The sequence below is a fragment of the Candidatus Sarcina troglodytae genome (assembly GCF_015708635.1).
Lineage (GTDB): Bacteria > Bacillota > Clostridia > Clostridiales > Clostridiaceae > Sarcina > Sarcina ventriculi.
Genome location: NZ_CP051754.1, coordinates 1,520,165 through 1,541,043, shown reverse-complemented (window position 1 = coordinate 1,541,043; position 20,879 = coordinate 1,520,165). Strand labels below are relative to the sequence as shown.

21 protein-coding genes are annotated in these 20,879 nt (G+C 26.7%); 20 read left to right on the top strand and 1 reads right to left on the bottom strand.

Going from position 1 to position 20,879, the window contains the following annotated elements; genetic code table 11:
- Nucleotides 1-24: 24 nt before the first annotated feature.
- From HH195_RS06910 to HH195_RS06825, 18 genes are all read left to right on the top strand, one after another.
- On the top strand, nucleotides 25-1,215 hold the full coding sequence (locus HH195_RS06910; protein WP_112365649.1) for an acetate kinase: 1,191 nt from the start codon (nucleotides 25-27) through the stop codon (nucleotides 1,213-1,215).
- Between the two features lie 123 nt (nucleotides 1,216-1,338).
- Nucleotides 1,339-1,824, top strand: coding sequence for a YceD family protein (locus HH195_RS06905; protein WP_196370416.1), 486 nt, complete (start codon nucleotides 1,339-1,341; stop codon nucleotides 1,822-1,824).
- 12 nt (nucleotides 1,825-1,836) lie between these two features.
- The gene (rpmF, locus tag HH195_RS06900) at nucleotides 1,837-2,025 is read left to right on the top strand and encodes a 50S ribosomal protein L32 (protein WP_055257187.1); all 189 of its coding nucleotides are present in this window, start codon (nucleotides 1,837-1,839) and stop codon (nucleotides 2,023-2,025) included.
- A gap of 55 nt (nucleotides 2,026-2,080) precedes the next feature.
- On the top strand, nucleotides 2,081-3,076 hold the full coding sequence (gene plsX, locus HH195_RS06895) for a phosphate acyltransferase PlsX (RefSeq protein ID WP_195925219.1): 996 nt from the start codon (nucleotides 2,081-2,083) through the stop codon (nucleotides 3,074-3,076).
- A gap of 107 nt (nucleotides 3,077-3,183) precedes the next feature.
- Nucleotides 3,184-3,414, top strand: a complete 231-nt coding sequence (gene acpP / locus HH195_RS06890; RefSeq protein ID WP_055257185.1) for an acyl carrier protein — start codon at nucleotides 3,184-3,186, stop codon at nucleotides 3,412-3,414.
- A 90-nt stretch (nucleotides 3,415-3,504) separates the two neighbouring features.
- Entirely contained in the window at nucleotides 3,505-4,203 is a 699-nt protein-coding gene (rnc, locus tag HH195_RS06885; protein ID WP_196370414.1) for a ribonuclease III, read from the top strand.
- 1 nt (nucleotide 4,204) lies between these two features.
- Nucleotides 4,205-5,275 carry an elongator complex protein 3 gene (locus HH195_RS06880; RefSeq protein WP_196370412.1) on the top strand — a complete coding sequence of 357 codons (1,071 nt, stop codon included), beginning with the start codon at nucleotides 4,205-4,207 and terminating at the stop codon, nucleotides 5,273-5,275.
- 171 nt (nucleotides 5,276-5,446) lie between these two features.
- Nucleotides 5,447-9,004 carry a chromosome segregation protein SMC gene (gene smc / locus HH195_RS06875; RefSeq protein ID WP_196370410.1) on the top strand — a complete coding sequence of 1,186 codons (3,558 nt, stop codon included), beginning with the start codon at nucleotides 5,447-5,449 and terminating at the stop codon, nucleotides 9,002-9,004.
- Nucleotides 9,005-9,017: 13 nt separating this feature from the next.
- Nucleotides 9,018-9,926 (top strand): signal recognition particle-docking protein FtsY, encoded by a 909-nt coding sequence (gene ftsY / locus HH195_RS06870; RefSeq protein ID WP_055257181.1) that lies wholly within the window; start codon nucleotides 9,018-9,020, stop codon nucleotides 9,924-9,926.
- A gap of 192 nt (nucleotides 9,927-10,118) precedes the next feature.
- Nucleotides 10,119-12,107, top strand: coding sequence for an FUSC family protein (locus tag HH195_RS06865; protein WP_196370408.1), 1,989 nt, complete (start codon nucleotides 10,119-10,121; stop codon nucleotides 12,105-12,107).
- 105 nt (nucleotides 12,108-12,212) lie between these two features.
- Nucleotides 12,213-12,548, top strand: coding sequence for a putative DNA-binding protein (locus HH195_RS06860; protein ID WP_055257179.1), 336 nt, complete (start codon nucleotides 12,213-12,215; stop codon nucleotides 12,546-12,548).
- 11 nt (nucleotides 12,549-12,559) lie between these two features.
- On the top strand, nucleotides 12,560-13,918 hold the full coding sequence (gene ffh / locus HH195_RS06855) for a signal recognition particle protein (protein ID WP_055257178.1): 1,359 nt from the start codon (nucleotides 12,560-12,562) through the stop codon (nucleotides 13,916-13,918).
- Between the two features lie 26 nt (nucleotides 13,919-13,944).
- Nucleotides 13,945-14,190, top strand: a complete 246-nt coding sequence (gene rpsP / locus HH195_RS06850) for a 30S ribosomal protein S16 (protein WP_055257177.1) — start codon at nucleotides 13,945-13,947, stop codon at nucleotides 14,188-14,190.
- Nucleotides 14,191-14,292: 102 nt separating this feature from the next.
- Nucleotides 14,293-14,790: a ribosome maturation factor RimM gene (gene rimM / locus HH195_RS06845; protein WP_196370406.1), complete on the top strand. Its 498-nt coding sequence runs from the start codon at nucleotides 14,293-14,295 to the stop codon at nucleotides 14,788-14,790.
- The gene (gene trmD / locus HH195_RS06840) at nucleotides 14,780-15,484 is read left to right on the top strand and encodes a tRNA (guanosine(37)-N1)-methyltransferase TrmD (RefSeq protein WP_055257175.1); all 705 of its coding nucleotides are present in this window, start codon (nucleotides 14,780-14,782) and stop codon (nucleotides 15,482-15,484) included. The genes rimM and trmD overlap by 11 nt, the downstream gene beginning before the upstream one ends.
- A gap of 120 nt (nucleotides 15,485-15,604) precedes the next feature.
- Nucleotides 15,605-15,955, top strand: a complete 351-nt coding sequence (gene rplS, locus HH195_RS06835; RefSeq protein ID WP_196370404.1) for a 50S ribosomal protein L19 — start codon at nucleotides 15,605-15,607, stop codon at nucleotides 15,953-15,955.
- A gap of 93 nt (nucleotides 15,956-16,048) precedes the next feature.
- Nucleotides 16,049-16,891, top strand: coding sequence for a ribosome biogenesis GTPase YlqF (gene ylqF / locus HH195_RS06830; protein WP_055257173.1), 843 nt, complete (start codon nucleotides 16,049-16,051; stop codon nucleotides 16,889-16,891).
- Between the two features lie 22 nt (nucleotides 16,892-16,913).
- On the top strand, nucleotides 16,914-17,738 hold the full coding sequence (locus HH195_RS06825; RefSeq protein ID WP_196370402.1) for a ribonuclease HII: 825 nt from the start codon (nucleotides 16,914-16,916) through the stop codon (nucleotides 17,736-17,738).
- Between the two features lie 58 nt (nucleotides 17,739-17,796).
- Here HH195_RS06825 and HH195_RS06820 read toward each other — a convergent pair whose 3' ends face one another.
- Nucleotides 17,797-18,168: a YraN family protein gene (locus HH195_RS06820; protein WP_058991950.1), complete on the bottom strand. Its 372-nt coding sequence runs from the start codon at nucleotides 18,166-18,168 to the stop codon at nucleotides 17,797-17,799.
- A 106-nt stretch (nucleotides 18,169-18,274) separates the two neighbouring features.
- Here HH195_RS06820 and HH195_RS06815 point away from each other — a divergent pair, with 106 nt between their 5' ends.
- On the top strand, nucleotides 18,275-19,795 hold the full coding sequence (locus HH195_RS06815; protein ID WP_196370400.1) for a YifB family Mg chelatase-like AAA ATPase: 1,521 nt from the start codon (nucleotides 18,275-18,277) through the stop codon (nucleotides 19,793-19,795).
- 1 nt (nucleotide 19,796) lies between these two features.
- The gene (gene dprA, locus HH195_RS06810) at nucleotides 19,797-20,855 is read left to right on the top strand and encodes a DNA-processing protein DprA (protein ID WP_196370398.1); all 1,059 of its coding nucleotides are present in this window, start codon (nucleotides 19,797-19,799) and stop codon (nucleotides 20,853-20,855) included.
- Nucleotides 20,856-20,879: the final 24 nt, after the last annotated feature.

Genomic DNA, 20,879 nt, shown 5'->3' with positions numbered 1-20,879 from the left:
TTTCATATTGAAGGGGAGAAAAAAATGAAAGTATTAGTAATAAATTGCGGAAGCTCATCATTAAAATATCAATTAATAGATATGGCAAATGAAAAAACTTTAGCATCAGGATTAGTTGAAAGAATAGGAATTGAAGGTTCAAACCTTGCACAAAAAGTTGAAGGTACTCAAAAATATATAGTTGAAACTCCTATTAAGGATCATAATGAAGCTATAAAATTAGTGTTAGATGCATTAATTAATGGGGATAATGGTATTATAAAATCAGTAAATGAAATAGATGCAGTAGGTCATAGAATTGTTCATGGAGGAGAAAAATATACTAAATCAGTTATCATAACTGATGAAGTAGTAAGAGATATAGAAGAATATTCAAAATTTGCACCACTTCATAATCCAGCTCATATCATGGGAATAAAAGCTTGTCAAGCATTAATGAATGTTCCAATGGTAGCTGTGTTTGATACTGCATTCCACCAAACAATGCCAGAGAAAGCTTTCCTTTATGGACTTCCATATGAGCTTTACAAAAAGAATGGTATAAGAAAATATGGTGCACATGGAACTTCTCATAAGTATGTATCACAAAAAGTTGCAGAAGTTATGGGAAAAGATATAAAAGATTTAAAAATAATAACTTGTCATTTAGGAAATGGTTCAAGTATAACTGCAGTAAAAAATGGGGAATCTGTAGACACATCTATGGGATTTACTCCACTTGAAGGTCTTATAATGGGAACAAGATCAGGAAGTTTAGATCCTGCTGTTGTAACTTATATGATAGATGAACTTGGATATACAAGTGCAGAGGTTAATAATATTTTAAATAAAAAATCAGGTGTATTAGGTATTTCTGAAATAAGCAGTGATTTTAGAGATATAATAGATGCTAGAGATAATGGAAATGAAAGAGCAAAATTAACATTAGAAATGTTTGCATATAGAGTTAAGCAATACATAGCATCATATACAGTAGCTATGGAAGGCGTTGATGTTATAGTATTTACAGCTGGTGTTGGTGAAAATAGCATGGTATTAAGAGAAGATTTATGTGCTAATTTAGAATATATGGGAGTTGAATTAGATAAAGAAAGAAATAGAGTATTTGGAGAGATTGCCAAAATTAGCAAAGATTCATCAAAAGTTCAATTATATGTAATACCAACTAATGAAGAATTAATGATAGCTAAAGATACTATGCAACTTATAAAATAATAAAAAAGCTTGACTTTTAAAAGTGTAGTTAATATAATAAAATATGTGTCATTTAACTATTGACGCTATTTTATTTTAAGGAGTGTGAAAGTGACTAATTTGTTGTATTAGTTGCGGTCATTTATGGAATTAAATCTTTCAGACTTAATATCAAAAAAAGAAAAAGTAAAGAAAATAAATATTACTTTTAGTGTTAATTTAAAAGGGGAAGATTTCATTATTTCCAAACCATTAGCATTTAAAGGAGAAGCAAAATGTTCTGACGATATATTAACTATTATTGGAAATGTTAAAGGCTTAATTGAAATGCAATGTTCAAGATGTTTAGAAATTTTTTCGTATAATATCGATTTAGATATTTTCGAAGAATTTACAAATAACTCTGATAAAGAGGATGATTCTATTGCTTTTTTTGAAGATAATTTGTATCTTAGTGAAGTAATAGTAAATAACGTAATTTCAACCTTACCTATAAAAAAGCTTTGTAATGAAAATTGCAAAGGACTTTGTCATGAATGTGGTACTAATCTTAATTTAGGAACATGTAATTGCAATAGTGATAATATTGACATAAGAATGGCAAAGTTAATGGACCTGTTTAAGGAATAAGGAGGTGTAACAATGGGAAATCCAGCTAGAAAAATGTTCAGAGCAAAAAGAGATTCAAGAAGAGCTCAAACTATGAAAATGAGTTTACCAGGAATCGTAGAATGCCCACAGTGTCATGAAATGAAATTAGCTCATAGAGTTTGTAAAAGTTGTGGATACTACAAAGGTAAAGAAGTAGTTTCATCATCAGTTGAAGAATAAAAAGAAAGTCTTATGACTTTCTTTTCTTTGTATATAGAGAAAAAGAGGGGATAATATGAAGATTGCGATAGATGGTATGGGTGGAGATAATGCACCGGAGGCTGTAGTATCTGGTTGTATAAAGGCGTTAAGTGAATATAATGATATTCATTTGTATGTTACTGGACCAGAAGATGAATTAAGGGCTTTATTTGAAAAGAATTCATATGATAAGGAAAGAGTTGTGTTTGTAAATGCAACAGAAGTTATAGGAACTAATGAACATCCTGTTATGGCTCTTAGAAGAAAAAAAGATTCTTCTATAAGTAAAGCTTTAAATTTAGTTAAAGAAAAAAAGTGTGATGCTGTTATATCAGCTGGAAGTACAGGAGCCTTTTTAGCTGGATGTACTCTTGTTATAGGTAGAATTAAAGGCATAGAAAGACCAGCCTTAGCTCCTATTATGCCAGGTAAAAACGGACCGTTTATGGTTATTGATGCTGGAGCAAATGTGGATGTTAAACCTTTTTATTTAACGCAATTTGCGAAAATGGGAAGTATATATTTTGAAACAGTTATGGAACATACAAAACCTAAAGTAGGCTTGATAAATATAGGCGAAGAAGCTGAAAAAGGAAATGAATTGACAAAAGAAGCGTATAAACTTTTAAAAGATGAAAAAAATATTAATTTTGTTGGAAATGTAGAACCAAGAGAAGTGTCAAAAGGAGATGCTCAAGTTTTAGTTTGTGACGGTTTTGTAGGTAATACAGTTTTAAAAATGTATGAAGGAACAGCACTTACAATATTGTCTATGATAAAAGAAGAAATAATGGGATCTACTATGTCTAAAATAGGTGCTGTATTTATGAAATCTGCTTTTAAATCATTAAAAAAGAAAATGGATTATACAGAATATGGTGGGGCTCCATTTTTAGGAGTAGATGGACTTTGTGTAAAAGCTCATGGAAGTTCTGATGATAAAGCATTTAAAAATGCTATAAGACAAGCAAAAGCTTTTCATGATAAAAAATTGCTAGAAAAATTAAAAAATGGTATAAAAAGTTCTTAATTATTATTAATTTATATAATAAACGTAAAAAAATTTTATATCTATATTGACTAGAATGTAGATATGTAATAATATTTTATTAGATTAATTTAGGAGGTGAATCATTAATGTTTGATAAATTAAAAGAAATAATAGCTGATAAATTAGGTGTTAATGAAGATGAAATAACTATGGAGTCAACTTTTATTGATGATTTAGGAGCTGATTCTCTTGATATAGTTGAATTAATAATGTCTTTAGAAGAAGAATTAGAAATAGAAATTCCAGATGAAGACGCTGAAAAATTCAAAACTGTTGGAGATGTTGTTGAATACATCAATTCACATAGTGAACAATAAAAAAAGTCCCGCGAGATAGCGGGATTTTGCATTTAAAGTTTATTCTTGAATTTATTTTAAGAGAGCAAATTGAAGAATAAACCTTAGGAGATGAATAGGTTGAAAGATATTAATATAAAAAATATAGAAAATATATTGGGAATAGAATTTAATAACAAAGGTGTTTTAATAACAGCGTTAACACATAGTTCTTATGCAAATCAATTTAAGGATGTTAAATATAACGAAAGATTAGAATTTTTAGGTGATTCAGTTCTTCAACTTTGTATAACACAATATCTTTTTAATAATTATAAGGACAAATCAGAGGGAGAGTTAACTAAAATAAGGTCTTTAATAGTTTGTGAAAATTCTTTGTACGATGTAGCTAAAAAACTTAATCTAGGGGTATTTATAAGGATGAGTAAGGGTGAGGAGTCAACAGGCGGTAGAGAGAGAACATCTATACAAGCAGATTGCCTAGAAGCTATAATTGCTGCTATATACTTAGATAAAGGATTAGATGTAGCAAATGATTTTATATTTAAATATTTTGCAGAAATAATTGAGAAAGCTATAAAACATGAAATAATCTTGGATTTTAAAACTAAACTTCAAGAGATACTTCAAAAAAATGGAGAAGTAGAAATTAGATATGAGTTAGATAAGTATGAAGGTCCTCCTCATAGAAGAAAATTTTTTACAACTGTCATCATAGATAATAAAGTTATGGGAAATGGATATGGATATAGCAAAAAAGAATCAGAACAATGTGCAGCTAAAGAAGCATTAAGATTGTTAGGTGAGTAATATGAAAAGTTATTATATAATACCTATTTTTGTACCACATGAAGGATGTCCTCATGATTGTGTATTTTGTAATCAAGGTAAAATAACAGGAGAAAACAAACAGGATGTTAATGGTCCTAAAAACAAAATAGAAAATAGCGTTAATAGAGATTTTGTAATAAAAACAGTTGAGGAATATTTAAAGACTATAAATACTGACTCTTCGGTGATTGAAATATCTTTTTTTGGTGGTACATTTACAGCGATTGATATAGATAAGCAAAGAGAACTTTTAAGTGTAGCTAAAGATTATAAAGAAAAAGGTATAATAGATTATATAAGATTATCAACTAGACCAGACTATATAGATGACTTTATATTAAATCACTTAAAAGAACATAGTGTTGATATAATAGAATTAGGTGTACAATCATTAGATCCTGAAGTTTTAGAAAAATCAGGTAGAGGTCATGGAGTAGAAGAAGTCGAAAGAGCTTCTAAGCTTATAAATGATTATGGATTTATATTAGGACATCAGATAATGATAGGTCTTCCAGGAGATTCTAAAGAAAAAGACATCTATACAGCAAAGATGTCAATAGAGATGAAACCTGATATATGCAGAATATATCCAGCACTTACTATAAAAAATACTCCAATGGAAGATATGTATTTGAAAAATATTTATAAACCATATACTTTAGAAGAGGCAATAAATATTTGTGAGGAAATATATAATTTATATAAGAAAGCAAACATTAAAGTTATAAGAATAGGATTGCAACCAACTGATAACATAGCAGAGGGTAAAGATGTAATAGCAGGACCATTTCATCCTGCGTTTAGAGAACTTGTTGAAAGTAAATCTTTAAATGAAAAAATTTATAGTATTTTTAGCAAAAACAAAGGTGATATTGTTATTAGAATAAATAACAGAAGAATCTCTAAACTTTATGCAGGAAAAAAGATGTTTTTTAATGAATTAAAAGATAAAGTCAATTCTAATTCATTAAATGTTATATTAGATGATAATATAGAGTTAAATAGTGTTTTAATTGATATTAATAATGAACTTTATAAAATTTGTATATAATTAAATACTTAATAGGGTTCCATTTTATATTATAATTAAATGGAACCCTAAATTTATAATAAAGATTTTTAAAGGAGTAATTTTACGAATAAAATGTAACAGAAAATAGATAGATTTTTATCTATTTTAGTTTTATATTAATATTAGATGTATTAGATAAGAGGTGAATTTATGTTTTTAAAGTCTCTTGAAATAAGAGGATTTAAATCATTTGCAGATAAAACTGAATTGAAATTTAAGCAGGGTATAACAGCAGTAGTTGGACCAAATGGTAGTGGTAAGAGTAATGTATCTGATTCTGTTAGATGGGTTTTAGGAGAACAAAGTGCTAAAATTTTAAGGGGTACTAAGATGGAGGATGTAATATTTTCCGGTACAGATTATAGAAAACCTTTAGGTTTAGCTCAAGTTTCTTTAACGTTAGATAATACAACAGGTGAACTGCCAATAGAATATAATGATGTTAAAATAACACGGAAAGTTTTTAGATCAGGCGATAGTGAGTATTTAATAAATAATACGCCTTGTAAACTTAAGGACATAGTAAATCTTTTTATGGATACAGGAATAGGGAAAGAAGGATATTCATTAATAGGACAAGGTAAAATAGATGCTATTTTAAATGGTAAAAATGAAGATAGAAGGGCTCTTTTAGAGGAAGCAGCTGGAATAGTTAAATTTAAATCTAGAAAAATAGAAGCAGAGAGAAAGTTAGAGAATACTAATAAAAATTTAATAAGAATAAATGACATAATGTTTACCTATGAAGAAAGAATCGTTCCTTTAGAAGAGGAAAAACTTAAGGCAGAAAAATATTTAAATTATGCTCAAAAGCTTAGAGAAAAAGAAATAGGTTTGATTTTAAATAATTTAGATAAAATAAAAAATGAATTGGGAAATCAAAAGACTAAAATTAATAATTTTTTAAAGGATAATTTAGAGTATAAGGAAAAGTATAAAGAAAAAAGAGAATATTTAAGTACTTTAAAAGAGAATATAGAAATTATTGAAAAAAATAAAAACAACAAACAACAAGGTTATTTTGAAAAAAAAGAAAACATATCAAAATTATTAAGTGAAATTGAACTTTTAAGAGAAAGAATAAAAGGTTTTGAAAATTATATAAATTCTAATACTTTAGAATTAGAAGAAAATGAAAAAAGAATAATTGTTATAAAAGATAAAGAAAAAAAGTTAAATGATGATTTAGAAAAAAATAATAATGAAAATATAATTTTAGACAATAAAATAGAAAGCTTAGAGAAGAAAATAAGCAGTTTAAATAATCTTTTAAAAGATAATGAAAGAGAAAAGGAAGTTATAAATAAAGATGAAATAAAACATTTAAAGGATATTGCAAACTGTAAAAATGAAATAATATTATTAGAAAATCAAAATTCTTCTTTTTTAGAAAATATACAATTAGTAAAAGATAGTGAGCTAGGTTTAGATAAAAATTTAAAGATAAATATAAAAACTAAACAGGAATTAGATGAAAAATTAAATATTTCGTTGGAAGAAAAAAGTGTTTTAGAAAAATTTATTATTAATTCTTTAAACGATGAAAAAAAATTGCAAGATGACATTAATAAAATAAATTATGAGTTAAATGATGTTAATAAAAAGATACATGTTTTAGAAGCTAATAGAGAAATGTTAAAAAATCTAGAAAGCGAATATGAAGGGTATAGCTTTTCTGTGAAAAATTTAATGAAAGAAATGACAAAGGGAAATCTTAATGAGTATGAGCAGTCGTGTTCTATTCTTGGTGATACTCTAAAGGTTAAAAAGGGATATGAGGTAGCTGTAGAGATGGCCTTAGGTGGTGCTATTTCTAATATAATAACTGAAAATGAAAATATAGCGAAAACTTTAATAGAGTATTTAAAGAAAAAAAGATTAGGAAGAGCAACATTTTTACCGTTGTCTATAATAAAATCAAAAAAAATAAATTTAGATGATAGTGTTAAAAATATTAAGGGATATCTATGTTTAGCTTGTGAAGCTGTGAATTTTGAAAATAAATTTGAAAATATTGTAAATAATGTTTTGGGAAAAACTATAATATGTGATAATATAGATAATGGCTTGGTTCTAGCTAAAAAACTAAATTATAAAAACAGAATAATAACTTTAGCAGGTGATGTAATAAATTCAGGAGGAGCTTTAACGGGAGGAAGTATATCACAAAAAAATCTTGGTATAATGTCAAGAAAGGCTGAAATAGAATTTTTAAATGATAAAATAATAAAAATTAATGTTAAAAGAGATGAGTTACTTTCAGCTATAAAAAAATTAGAAGATAAACAAAATGTTTTGCAAAATTTGAAAAAAGAAAATACTGAAAAAATGTATAATAATAAAATAGATATTATAAATTTAAAAAATAAAATAAATAATTTGAGTAACGATATAAATAAAATACGGAATACTCTTGAAACATCAGAAGTAAAAATATTTGATTTAACAGAAAAAATAGAAAAAAATAAAGAACAAATTTTAAATAAAAATAAAGAATTAGATGGTATAGGAAGTAAAACAGCTAATAATAATAATAAGCTAAAAAATATTAATAAAAATTTAGAAATATTATCAAAAGATATATTGGAATTGAGAGATAATTTAACTCATCTTAAAATTAAAAAAGCAAAGATTCAAGAAATTTTGGTGAATTTATCTAAAGAGATTAAAAGGTATGATGAAGATTATATAAATTATTCAAAAAGATGTGATGTATTAAAAGAATATATAAACACAAATTTTGTAGAAAAAGAAAATAGTATAAGAAAGATAAATGAAAATGATTTTTTTATTAAAAAGCAAAAAGAAGAACTTGTTTTACTTGAGGAAGATGCAAAAGTTTATGAAAATAATAGAAAGAAAATAAAGTTAGAAATAGAAAATGTTGAAGATAAATTGGAACTTATGGCAGTTGATATAGCTAAAAAAGATGAGGAAATCCATAGAAATGAAATAATTTATACAAAACAAAATAATGAGAGAAAATTTCTATTATCTAGATTAGAAGAAGAATTTAATACAAATGAAGAAAGTGAAATGAAAAATTTCACCAAAATAGAAAATTTGCAAGAGTATAAAAAACAAGTTGATATACTTAAAAATAAGATGAATAATTTAGGTCAAGTCAATGTAAATTCAATTGAAGAATTTAAAGAATTATCGCAAAAATACAACTTTATAAAAATGGAAAAGGAAGATTTAGAAAAAGCTAAAGAAGAACTCTTAGGTGTTATAGATGAAATGTTATCTAAAATGAAAGTTGTATTTAGACAAAATTTTAATATTTTAAATAAAAATTTTCAAGAAACATTTAGAGAATTATTTAAAGGTGGAAATGCAAAACTTATACTAGATAAAGATGATGAATTGAATGGAAACATTGAAATAAATGTTCAACCGCCTGGGAAAAAGGTTCAAAATATAAATCTTATGTCTGGGGGGGAAAAAGTATTATCTGCCATAGCAATGCTTTTTGCTATTTTAAAGATGAAACCTACTCCATTTTGTATTTTAGACGAAATAGAGGCGGCTTTAGATGATGCAAATGTAAATAAATATGCACAGTTTTTAAAGAAATTCTCTAAAGAGGTTCAATTTATAGTTATAACTCATAGAAAGGGTACAATGGAATCTTCAGATGTGATGTATGGGGTTACTATGGAGGAAAAAGGAGTATCAAAGATAGTATCAGTAGATTTAGTAAAATAGAGGAGGAAATTTTATGTTTGGAAAATTTTTTGATAAATTAAAAACAGGACTTAGTAAAACGAGAGATAATCTAACAGATAAAATTAACGAGGCATTAAATATTGCAATAGCAATTGATGATGATTTATATGAAGAGTTAGAGGAAATACTTATAATGTCAGATATAGGTATGGAAACTACAATAGAGATAATAGATAGATTGAAGGAAAAGATAAGAAAAGAAAAAATAAATGATGTAGCAGAGGTTAAACCAGCTTTAAAGGCAGTAATAGCTGAAATGCTTACAGAAGGAGATTATGAAGATTCTGATGATGAAAAAAAGGTTATGCTAATTATTGGGGTAAATGGTGTTGGAAAAACTACATCTATAGGAAAACTTGCAGCCAAAAATAAAAAAGAAGGAAAAAAAGTTCTTTTAGCAGCGGCAGACACATTTAGAGCAGCAGCTATAGATCAATTAGATATATGGAGCAAAAGGGCTGGAGTCGACATAGTAAAACATCAAGAAGGATCAGATCCAGCAGCTGTTGTGTTTGATGCAGCGAGCGCAACAAAGGCAAGAAATGTTGATCTTTTAATATGTGATACGGCTGGAAGACTTCATAATAAAAAAAATCTTATGGATGAGTTGGCTAAAATAAATAGAATAATAGATAGAGAACTTGGAGATATAAAAAAGGAAACTTTACTTGTTTTAGATGGAACAACAGGACAAAATGCTGTTATTCAAGCTAAGCAATTTATGGAATCTTGCCCTATAGATGGGATAATACTAACTAAATTAGATGGTACTGCTAAGGGGGGAGTAGTTATATCTATAAAAAATACATTAAATATACCAGTTAAATATATAGGTATCGGGGAAGGAGTTGATGACCTACAAAAATTTAATGCAGAGGAGTTTGCACAAGCTATATTATAGGTAAAATTAAAAATTTTTATTTTTAATATAATATAAGCATTTAGATTATAGGGGTAGCATTAAAGTTTTGTAGACATTTTGTGATTATATTAAACAGTTTAGTTTATTATCATATGAGAAAAACACTTTCTGAAATACCAGAAAGTGTTTTTTTGTATTAAATTTTTATAATTTAAATCAGGAGATGATAAAATGAATAAAAAAGTCTTTATGGCTAATAATATTATATTTATTATTTCAGTTATATTTGTTTATATGTCTATTGTGTATTTAGGAAGAGATAATTTAATGGTAGGTATTACGGGAATATTTCTTTTAATAGCAATAATTAATAAAGATTTTTCTAGAAATCCATTAAGAGCTATTTTTAAGATATCGTTTTTAACTGCATTTATAGCATTTATGCCATATTTAGTTAATCTAAATATATATAGTGGCTTAATTATAAATTTTTTAGCAGTATTTACAACAATATATGTCGTTGTATATACACTTAATAAAACAATATATTTTCCCTTTTTATTTGGATATACATTACTTTTAACTACTAATGTAGGTGGTAGAGATTTATGTAAGAGAATAATAGCTCTTGTTATAATTGGAATAGTAGCAGTAATATTTCAAATAGTATTTTCTAAGATAACATTTAAAAAAAATGAGAAAAATAAAATGTTAATAGAAATAATTGAAACTTTTTTAAATAATATAAATGATTTAAAAGTAGGAAATTTTAATTTTAAAAATAAAGAAAAGTTAAAGGAACTTAGTACATATTGGAGTAGAGATATTTTAGAGAAAAGAAATAATAGTTTTTATTTAAAGGATAATGAAAATATTAAACTAAATTTAATAGCTGCAATAGAGAAGCTAGATAGAGTTTTAGAAGAAATATCACAAATGTTAGAAAATAATAAAGAGTACATAAAATTTATAGAAGATTTAGGAGTTTGTTTAGAAAATTTAAAGTTATTTTTACAGACGGAAACGAGAGTTGTTAATCTTAGTTTATCAATAAAAAAATTGAATAATGATTATGAATCTATCAAAATAAAAGATATAAAAATATATGAAGCTATAGAGGCTTTAAATATTATAGATGGTTTAACTAGTGAATTGCTTGAAATAGGAAAAAAAGATTATATAGAAATAAAGTTTGGGATGAAGGAGATAAAGGAAATAAAAAACTTACTATGGGCAGATTTTAATAAAAACTCAGTTCGATTTATATTTGCTTTTAGAACTGCTATATTAATTTCTGTATCTTATTTTGTAATTGAATGTTTGCATTTGGAATTGGGGAAATGGATGATGTTTACGATAGCTTCAGTATCACAGCCTTATAATGATACTGTATGGGGAAGGGCTAAAGGAAGAATTTTGGGAACTTTAGTTGGTGTTACTATTTATTTACCCCTTTCATATATTGTTACTTCAGTTGAATATAGAATAATTATTATAGCAATAGCGGTGTATTTTATGATATCATTTAAAAAATATTCTTATAGTATGTCTATGTTAACAGTTTTATTTTTAGGAGTTGTAACAATTGATATTTCTAATATTTTTTCTTTTGCTGAAGATAGAGTATTGTTTGTAGCGTTAGGTGTGGTTATAGTCCTTTTAGGAAATAGGTTTATTTTACCTTATAGTTTAAAGAAGGAAACTATAATACTCATTGATAAATATTATAATTGTTGTACTGAAATACTAGATAAAACACTGCTTTTATATAAAAAAAGTGGAGTGAGAGAAGAAATAAGAAATCTTATTATAATAGCAAAAGGTATTGAAAACAAAATTCTTTTAAATAATACTGATATAGATAGTGATACGATAAGAGAATTTAGAAATGAGTCAAGAAGACTTTTAAATAATATAAACAGCGTTTTAAATAGGGTAGAATATATTGATAGAGAGTTAAAGTCAAGTGGTTATGAGCGAATGAATAATATAGCACTTATGAGAGAAGAAATGGAAAATAAATTGGGAGAAGAAAATTTATATTATATATTAGATAGGTACATAAAGCCTGTGAAAAAAGTAAGTGAAAAATTAATATACATAGATGTTTATGAAATGATTATATCTAAAAATATATGTGAAAGATTAAAAAATGAGTTAATTAAAAAAAAGGAAGGGGTTAGTTCAAAAAATGTATATGTTTACAAAAAACAAGATTAAGATGTAATTGTATCATCTATTAATAAAAAAATATTGTGTTAAGTAAAAACACTTGACACAGTATTTTGTTTTTGTTAAGATATACTTCGTAAGTAAGGTGGTTATATGGAAGATAGATTTAAAATATCAATTTTGCTAGACCACTATGGTCCTTTATTAACAGAAAAGCAGCTCGACATAATGAGTCTTTATTATAATGAGGATTTATCTTTAGCTGAAATATCTGAGATAAATAAAACCAGTAGGCAAGCAATATATGATTTAATAAAAAGATGCTGTAAGCAATTATTAGTTTATGAGAAGAAGCTTGAACTAATGAAAAAACAAAATTACAGATTAAGAAAAAAAGATGATTTAATGCAAAAAATAAAAGAAAATCATATAAGTGAAAAACTGTTAAATTATATAGAGATAAATATAGACGATATTATAAATGCTTAGGAGGGTTGAGAATGGCTTTTGATGGTTTAGCATCTAAATTGCAAGATGCACTTAAAAAACTTAAAGGAAAAGGGAAACTTACTGAAAAAGATATAAAAGAAGCTATGAGAGAAGTTAAACTTGCTTTATTAGAAGCCGATGTTAACTATAAAGTAGTAAAACAATTTGTATCATCAGTAAGTGAAAAGTGTATAAATGAAGAAATATTAGGAAGCTTGACTCCGGGGCAACAGGTTGTAAAAGTTGTAAATGAAGAACTTACAAAGCTCATGGGGGAATCAGAAAGCAAGCTTAAGTATTCTGATAATGGGCCAACTGTGTTTATGTTGGTTGGACTTCAAGGTGCTGGTAAAACAACAATGGCTGGAAAGCTAGCGCTTCATCTTAGAAAAGGAAATAAAAAACCATTATTAGTTGCTTGTGATATATATAGACCAGCTGCAATAAAACAACTAGAGGTAGTTGGTAAACAAATAGATATTCCAGTATTTTCTTTAGGTGATAAAGTTAAAGCAGTTGATATTGCTAAAGCTGGTATAAAACATGCTAAAGAAAATGGTAATAATATAGTAATAATAGATACAGCAGGTAGACTTCATATAGATGAAGAACTTATGCAAGAACTACAAGATGTAAAGACAGCAACAAATCCTAATGAAATATTATTAGTAGTAGATTCTATGACAGGACAAGATGCTGTGAATGTAGCACAAACATTTAATAATTCTCTAGATATAAGTGGTGTAATACTTACAAAATTAGATGGAGATACAAGAGGTGGTGCTGCGCTTTCAATAAGACATATCACAGAAAAGCCTATAAAATTTGTTGGTGTTGGTGAAAAAATGAATGATATTGAAGTTTTTCATCCAGATAGAATGGCATCAAGAATATTAGGAATGGGAGATGTCTTATCTTTAATAGAAAAAGCTCAACAATCCATAGATGAAAAAGAAGCTTTAGAGCTTAGCGAAAAAATGATGAATCAAGAATTTAATTATGATGATTATTTAATGGCTATGGAACAAATGAGCAAACTTGGTCCTTTAAATAAGTTAATAGAAATGATTCCAGGGGTTAATACAAAGGAATTGCAAGGTGTAGATTTTGGTGCTGGAGAGAAACAGCTAAGTAGGGTTAAGGCTATAATTCAGTCGATGACAGCAAAAGAAAGAAAAAATCCTACTTTAATTGCAAGTTCTAGTTCAAGAAAGAAAAGAGTTGCAAGAGGTTCAGGAACTACTATACAGGAAATTAATAAACTTATAAAAGGACATGAAATGATGAAAAAACAAATGAAGCAAATGAAAGCTTTCACTAAAAATTCGTCAAAAAAAGGTTTCTTAGGTAAAATGCCTTTTATGAAATAAATTAAAATTTAAGGAGGAAAACACAAATGGCAGTTAAAATAAGATTAAGAAGAATGGGAGCTAAAAAAGCACCTTTCTATAGAGTTGTTGTTGCAGATTCAAGAAGTCCAAGAGATGGAAGATTTATAGAGGAGATAGGTTATTATAACCCAGTTGCTCAACCAGAAGCTGAAGTTAAAATAGATTCAGAAAAAGTTGAAAAATGGTTAAAAAATGGTGCTCAACCAACAGATGTTGTAAAAAGACTTTTCACTAAAGCTGGAATAAAATAATTTTTTAAAAATAGAATTTTATAAATCAATAAAATATAAAATATTATTGAAAGAGTTAGGTTATCCTAACTCTTTTCTATATAAAAAAAAGAGGTGAACATTTTGAGAGATTTTTTAAGAGTAGGACAAATTACAAATACTCATGGTGTTAGAGGTGAAGTTAAAGTTTTACCATTAACTGATGATATGAGAAGATTTGATGATTTAGATTATGTTTATATAAATAGAAAAGAAGTTAAAATAGAGAATGTTAAATATTTAAAAGATAAAGTTATTTTGAAGCTAGAAGGTATAGATTCTATGAATGATGCAGAGAAGCTTAAGCCAACATATCTTGAAATTAAAAGAGAACAGGCGATAACTCTTACTAAAGATACTTATTTTATAACAGATCTTTTAGAGTGTAAAGTTTTAGATACTGATAATTTTGAGTATGGTGTTATAAAAGAAGTTATAAAAACTCCTAATAATGATGTTTATTGGGTTAAAGGTAAAAAAGAGATTTTAGTTCCGGTTTTAAAAGATATAGTTTTAGACATAGATGTTGAAAATAGAAAAATTTTAATAAAACCATCAGGAGAATGGCAAGATGAAGATTAGTATTCTTACTTTATTTCCTAATATGTTTAATATATTTGATGAAAGTATAATAGGCAAAGCTAGAGAAAAAGATATAATAAAATTAGACGTAATAAATATTAGGGATTTCACTAAAAATAAGCATAAAAAAGTTGATGATTATCCTTATGGAGGAGGAGCTGGAATGGTAATATCTCCTCAACCAGTTGTAGACTCTATAAGATTTGCTAAAAAAGAGAATAAAGGAAAAGTTATTTTTTTAGGACCAAGAGGTGTAACTTTTAATCAAGAATTGGCAAAAAAATTATCAAAGGAAGAAAATCTTATATTTGTTTGTGGTCATTATGAAGGAATTGATGAGAGAGCATATAAATATTTTGACATGGAGATATCTTTAGGGGATTTTGTATTAACAGGAGGAGAGATGGCATGTATTCCAGTTATAGATAGCATATGTAGGCTTGTGCCAGGAGTCTTAGGAAAAGAAGAAAGCTTTATGGATGAGAGTTTTTATCATGGGGTATTAGAATATCCTCAGTATACAAGGCCAGAAGTTTTCGAGGGTGAAAAGGTACCATCAATTCTTTTATCTGGGCATCATGAAAATATAAGAAAATGGAGAAGGCAACAATCTCTTTTAATAACTAAAGAAAAAAGGAAAGATTTGTTTAATTCTTTAGAGTTAAGCAAGGAAGATAAAAAGTTACTAAAATAAAGAAAAGTATTGAATAGCTATTTAAGTTATGATAGAATAAGCTTTGTGTTAGTACGGGCGTTCCTCTGACATATAATTTTGTTTAAGAACGTCAAATACATAATTTAGGAGGGACTACACATGAACGAATTAATAAAATCAATTGAAAATGAACAAATAAGAGAAGATTTAGTTAAATTCAGCGTTGGAGATACTATAAAAGTACACGTTAGAATTAAAGAAGGTAACAGAGAAAGAATTCAAGTATTTGAAGGAACTGTTATAAAGAAACAAAACGGTGGATTAAGAGAAACTTTCACAGTAAGAAGAGTTGCTTATGGAACTGGTGTTGAAAGAACTTTCCCAATGAATGCTCCAATTATAGAAAAAATTGAAGTTGTAAGATTAGGTAAAGTTAGAAGAGCTAAATTATACTACTTAAGAGATAGAGTAGGTAAAGCTGCTAAAGTTAAAGAATTAAAAACTAGATAATTCTAGACAATTTTAGTATAGAATTAATGGGACTTATAAAAGTCCCATTTTTTTGTATTTAGATATATAAATAAGTGAAAGGATGATACATATATGGCTATAAATTGGTTTCCAGGGCATATGGTGAAGACTAAAAGAGAAATAAAAGAAAATTTAAAGCTTGTTGATGCTGTTATCGAAATAAGAGATGCTAGAATACCTAATTCATCAAAAAACCCAGATATAGATCAATTATGTAAAGGAAAACCTAGAATAATACTTTTAAATAAATGTGATTTAGCAAATGAAAAAATAACAAAGGAATGGAAGAAAAGTTTAGAAAATAATGAAACTGTAGTTTTAGAAGTAAATGCTTTAAAAAATGATGGACTTAAAAATATAAAACCTGCTCTTTTAAAGCTTCTTAAAGAAAAACATGATAGATTAAAGGCTAAAGGGCTTGTAAAAATAACTACAAGGGTTATGGTAGTTGGGATTCCTAATGTTGGTAAATCGACATTTATAAATAAAATGGCTAGAAATAATATTGCAAAAACTGGTGATAGACCAGGAGTTACAAAATCTAAACAATGGATAAAAACATCCATTGGAATAGAACTTTTAGATACCCCAGGAGTTTTATGGCCAAAGTTTGAGGATGAACAAGTAGGCTTAAATTTAGCTTTTACTGGAGCTATAAAAGATGAAATAATGGATATAGAAGAACTTGCATTTAATTTAGTTAAAAAACTTGAAGTTGATTTTAAAGATGAATTAATGACAAGATATAAATTAGAACATTTAAGTGAAGAAACTATTGAGAATTTAGATAATATAGCAAGAAAAAGAGGATGTTTAATCTCCGGAGGTAATATAGATTACAATAGAATTGCTGTTATATTATTAGATGAGTTTAGGGGTGGAAAAATAGGAAGAATATCTTTAGAGAGACCTTAAAATTTGAGGAGGTATTCTAAATATGGAAAATTTATTAAAAATCAAACAAAATTTAACCCAATATTCTTTTAAAGTGATTAAAGAAAGTGTTGATGGAGTAAAGATTAATAAAGATTCAATTAAAACATTAAAACTTATGGAAAAGATTCTTTTAAATGATTCTAGAAAAAATGTTATAGGTCTTGGCAGTAAGCTAGGTAGAAGCATAGAGAAATATATAAAAGAACAAAAAAGAGTAGAATCTATGTATAAATTTGATAAAGCTTTCTTAGAAAAAGGATTTATAGCTGGTGTTGATGAGGTAGGAAGAGGACCGCTTGCAGGCCCAATAGTTGCCTGTGCTGTTATATTAGATTTGAATGATTTGGGTGATATTATATTAGATATAAATGATTCAAAACTTTTATCAAGGCAAAAGAGGGAAGAATTAGATAAAATAATCAGAGAAAAAGCTATAAGTTTCTGTATAGCTGAAATAAATAATAAAATTATAGATGAAAAGGGTATAGGTTATGCTAATAACAAAATTTTTATTGATGCGTGCAATGGACTTAGTAAAAAGCCAGATTTAGTTTTATCCGATGGCTATTTAATAAAAAATTTTAATATAGATAATAAGCATATTATAAAGGGTGATAGAAAAAGCGCATCTATTGCCTGTGCATCTATTTTAGCTAAAGTTTATAGAGATAATATAATGAGAAATTATCATAAAAAATATCCTAATTATGATTTTGAGAATAATGTAGGTTATGGAACTAAAAATCATTTAGATGGTATAAAAAATCATGGAATCACACCAATTCATAGAAAAAGCTTTTTGAAAAACATAATAAACAATTTATAATATTTAAGAAAATTTACATAGCTAATCATAAACTTATATGATTAGCTATTTTTATAAATTAATATAATCTAAAAGCATCTTTTATATGATTTAAGTCATAATTAGTATTATTTAAATCAAAAATTATTTCAATGACATCAAATTGAATATTATGGTTATATAAATTATTTTTGAATATATAATACTTAGCAGAATTTATTATCTTTAGTTGTTTCAAATGTGTTATAGATTCTATTGGTTTGCCAAAAGATGTGAAAAATCTAGATTTAACTTCTATAAATGAAATAGTAGAATTTTTAATTGCAATAATATCTATTTCACCACTTTTACATCTAAAGTTTCTATTTAAAATTTTGTAATCGTGTTTTTTTAAATATTTTATAGATAAGTTTTCTCCTAAATCTCCAATATCTTTATTTAACTTTTTCAATTGAGTACCTCCATAACAAATATTTTTAACATTAAATTTAAATTTTAGACAATTGTTGATTAAATTAATTTTTAATGGAAATGAATATTTAAAAGGAGGTGTTATTTTGACAATTAGTTTAAATAGTGCAAGCTTTAATGGAATAAATGGATTTATGGTTAGTGTAGAGGTGGATATTTCTAAAGGAATGCCCTCATTTAATATAGTTGGGCTACCTGATGTATCAATAAAAGAGGCGAAAGAAAGGGTTCGTTTAGCTATAATAAATAGCGGATTTGAATTTCCTTTAGGTAGAATTACTGTTAATTTAGCTCCTGCTAGTTTAAAAAAAGTAGGATCTTTGTTTGATTTACCGTTAGCTTTAGGAATTTTAGCAGAAAGTAATCAGATAGATAAAAAAAGCATAGAAGAGTATATAGCAATAGGAGAATTATCATTAAATGGAGAAATAAGAGCAGTTGAAGGTGCATTTTGTTGTGTTGTCGGTACTATGGAAAGTAAAAAAAGAGGATTTATATTACCTTATGGGAACTGTCATGAATGTTCGGTTTTAGATAAAGTTAAGTTATATGGTTTTTCTAATTTAAAGGAAGTTATAAATTTTTTAGATACAAATAATAAAAAAGAATTTATAAGGGAAAAAGTGAAAATAGAGGATGATAAAAACATACCATTTTTTGATATATGTGGTCAAGAGAGTGCGAAAAAAGCATTAGTAATAAGTGCATCGGGAAAGCATAATTTAATTTTTCAAGGGCCACCAGGATCGGGAAAAACTATGCTTGCAAAATCAATAATAGATATTATGCCTGAATTAACTTATAAAGAATCATTAGAGAGTGCAAAAATATATAGTGTATCAGGAAATTTTAACAAAGAAAATATTATAGGGAAAAGACCATTTAGAAATCCTCATCATACAACAACTAAAATATCTTTGCTTGGTGGAGGAAGAGATTTAAGAGTTGGTGAAGTAACACTAGCTCATAATGGAGTTCTTTTTTTAGATGAACTCTTAGAATTTGATAGGGGTACTATAGAGTCTTTAAGAGAGCCTTTAGAGAATAAAGAAGTAAGGATAAGTAGAAATTCGGGTTCTGTAAAATATCCTAGTGATTTTTTGTTTATAGGAGCATTTAATCCTTGTCCTTGCGGGAATTATTTAAGTGGTATAAATGGTAGGGAATGCACTTGTAGAGAAAGTGAGAGGATAAGATATCAAAATAGGTTATCGAAAGCTATTTTAGATAGAGTAGATATGTTTTCTTTTGTAAATTATGTTTCTTATAAAGAAATAAATGCTAATAAACATAATGGGATTTTAAATCCTAAAGAGATGGTTATGGATTGTAGAGAACGACAGGAGCACAGATTTAAAAACACCCATTTAAAGTATAATTCTCAAATGTCTCATAAAGATATTAGAAACTTTATAAAAATAAATGAAGAGTGTCATAAGAGTTTAGAAAAAATATATAATAAGACAGGAATAAGTACGAGGGGATTAGATAGAATAATAAAACTTTCAGTGACTATAATGGATTTAAATAAGGAGAATGTTTTAACTAAAGGACATATTTATGAAGCTATATCATATAGAAAGAATATAAATGGAGAAGTAATATAATATGGAAGATTTTTTTGAATATAAAGTATGGTTTTCTACAGTTAATATAAGTAATAAAAAGAAATTTATATTATTAGATAATATGGAAAATGAGAAGCATATATATGAAAATAGAAAGTTTTTATCTAGAAAAAATAAATATTTAAAAAATTTAGATGTGGATATGCAAAATGAAGAAGTTGAAAATATTATAGAAAACATTGATAAAAATAAGTATAAATTTACGACTTTTTCAGAGAATAATTATCCAAATACGTTAAAAGATATAGATGATAAACCATATTCTTTATTTTATAAAGGAAATATAGATGAATTAAATAATAAGATATCTTTAGCTATAGTTGGTTCTAGAAATTGCACATCTTATGGACGAGAAATTGCTAAGAATATTGCTTTTGAACTTGGAAAAAGAAATATTAACATAGTAAGTGGTGGAGCGCTTGGTATAGATACGGTAGCTCATGATATTTGTAATAAAAATAATTTTTATAATGCTGCAATTTTAGGGTGTGGAATAGATATTTGTTATCCTTCCTACAATAAAGGGTTATATAATAATATTGAGAAAAATGGGGTTATAATAACTGAATATATTCCTAAAACACCACCATATAGATATAATTTTCCTAAAAGAAATAGGATAATAAGTGGAATATCAAAAGCTGTGATAGTAGTTGAAGCAAGTAGTAAAAGTGGTGCTTTAATAACCTGTTCTCAAGCTATAGAGCAAGGAAAAGATGTTGTTGCAGTACCAGGAAATGTATTTTCATCTCAAAGTATAGGTTGTAATAAGTTGATAAATGATGGTGCCTATCTATTTACAAATATAGATGATATGTTGTACAATCTTTCTATTGATTGCAATTATAAAAATAATTGTGAGTGTAATGGTTTAGAAAAATTGATATTAGATAAATTAACAGGAAAAATCATGAATATTGATGAACTTATCAGATTGGTTGATGTTGACACATCTGTTATACATGAGTTATTATGTGAATTGCAATTTGAAAATAAAATAATAAATATATATGGAAATTGTTATACAAAAATTCTATAGGATTTAAGGGGGTGAACTCTGAGT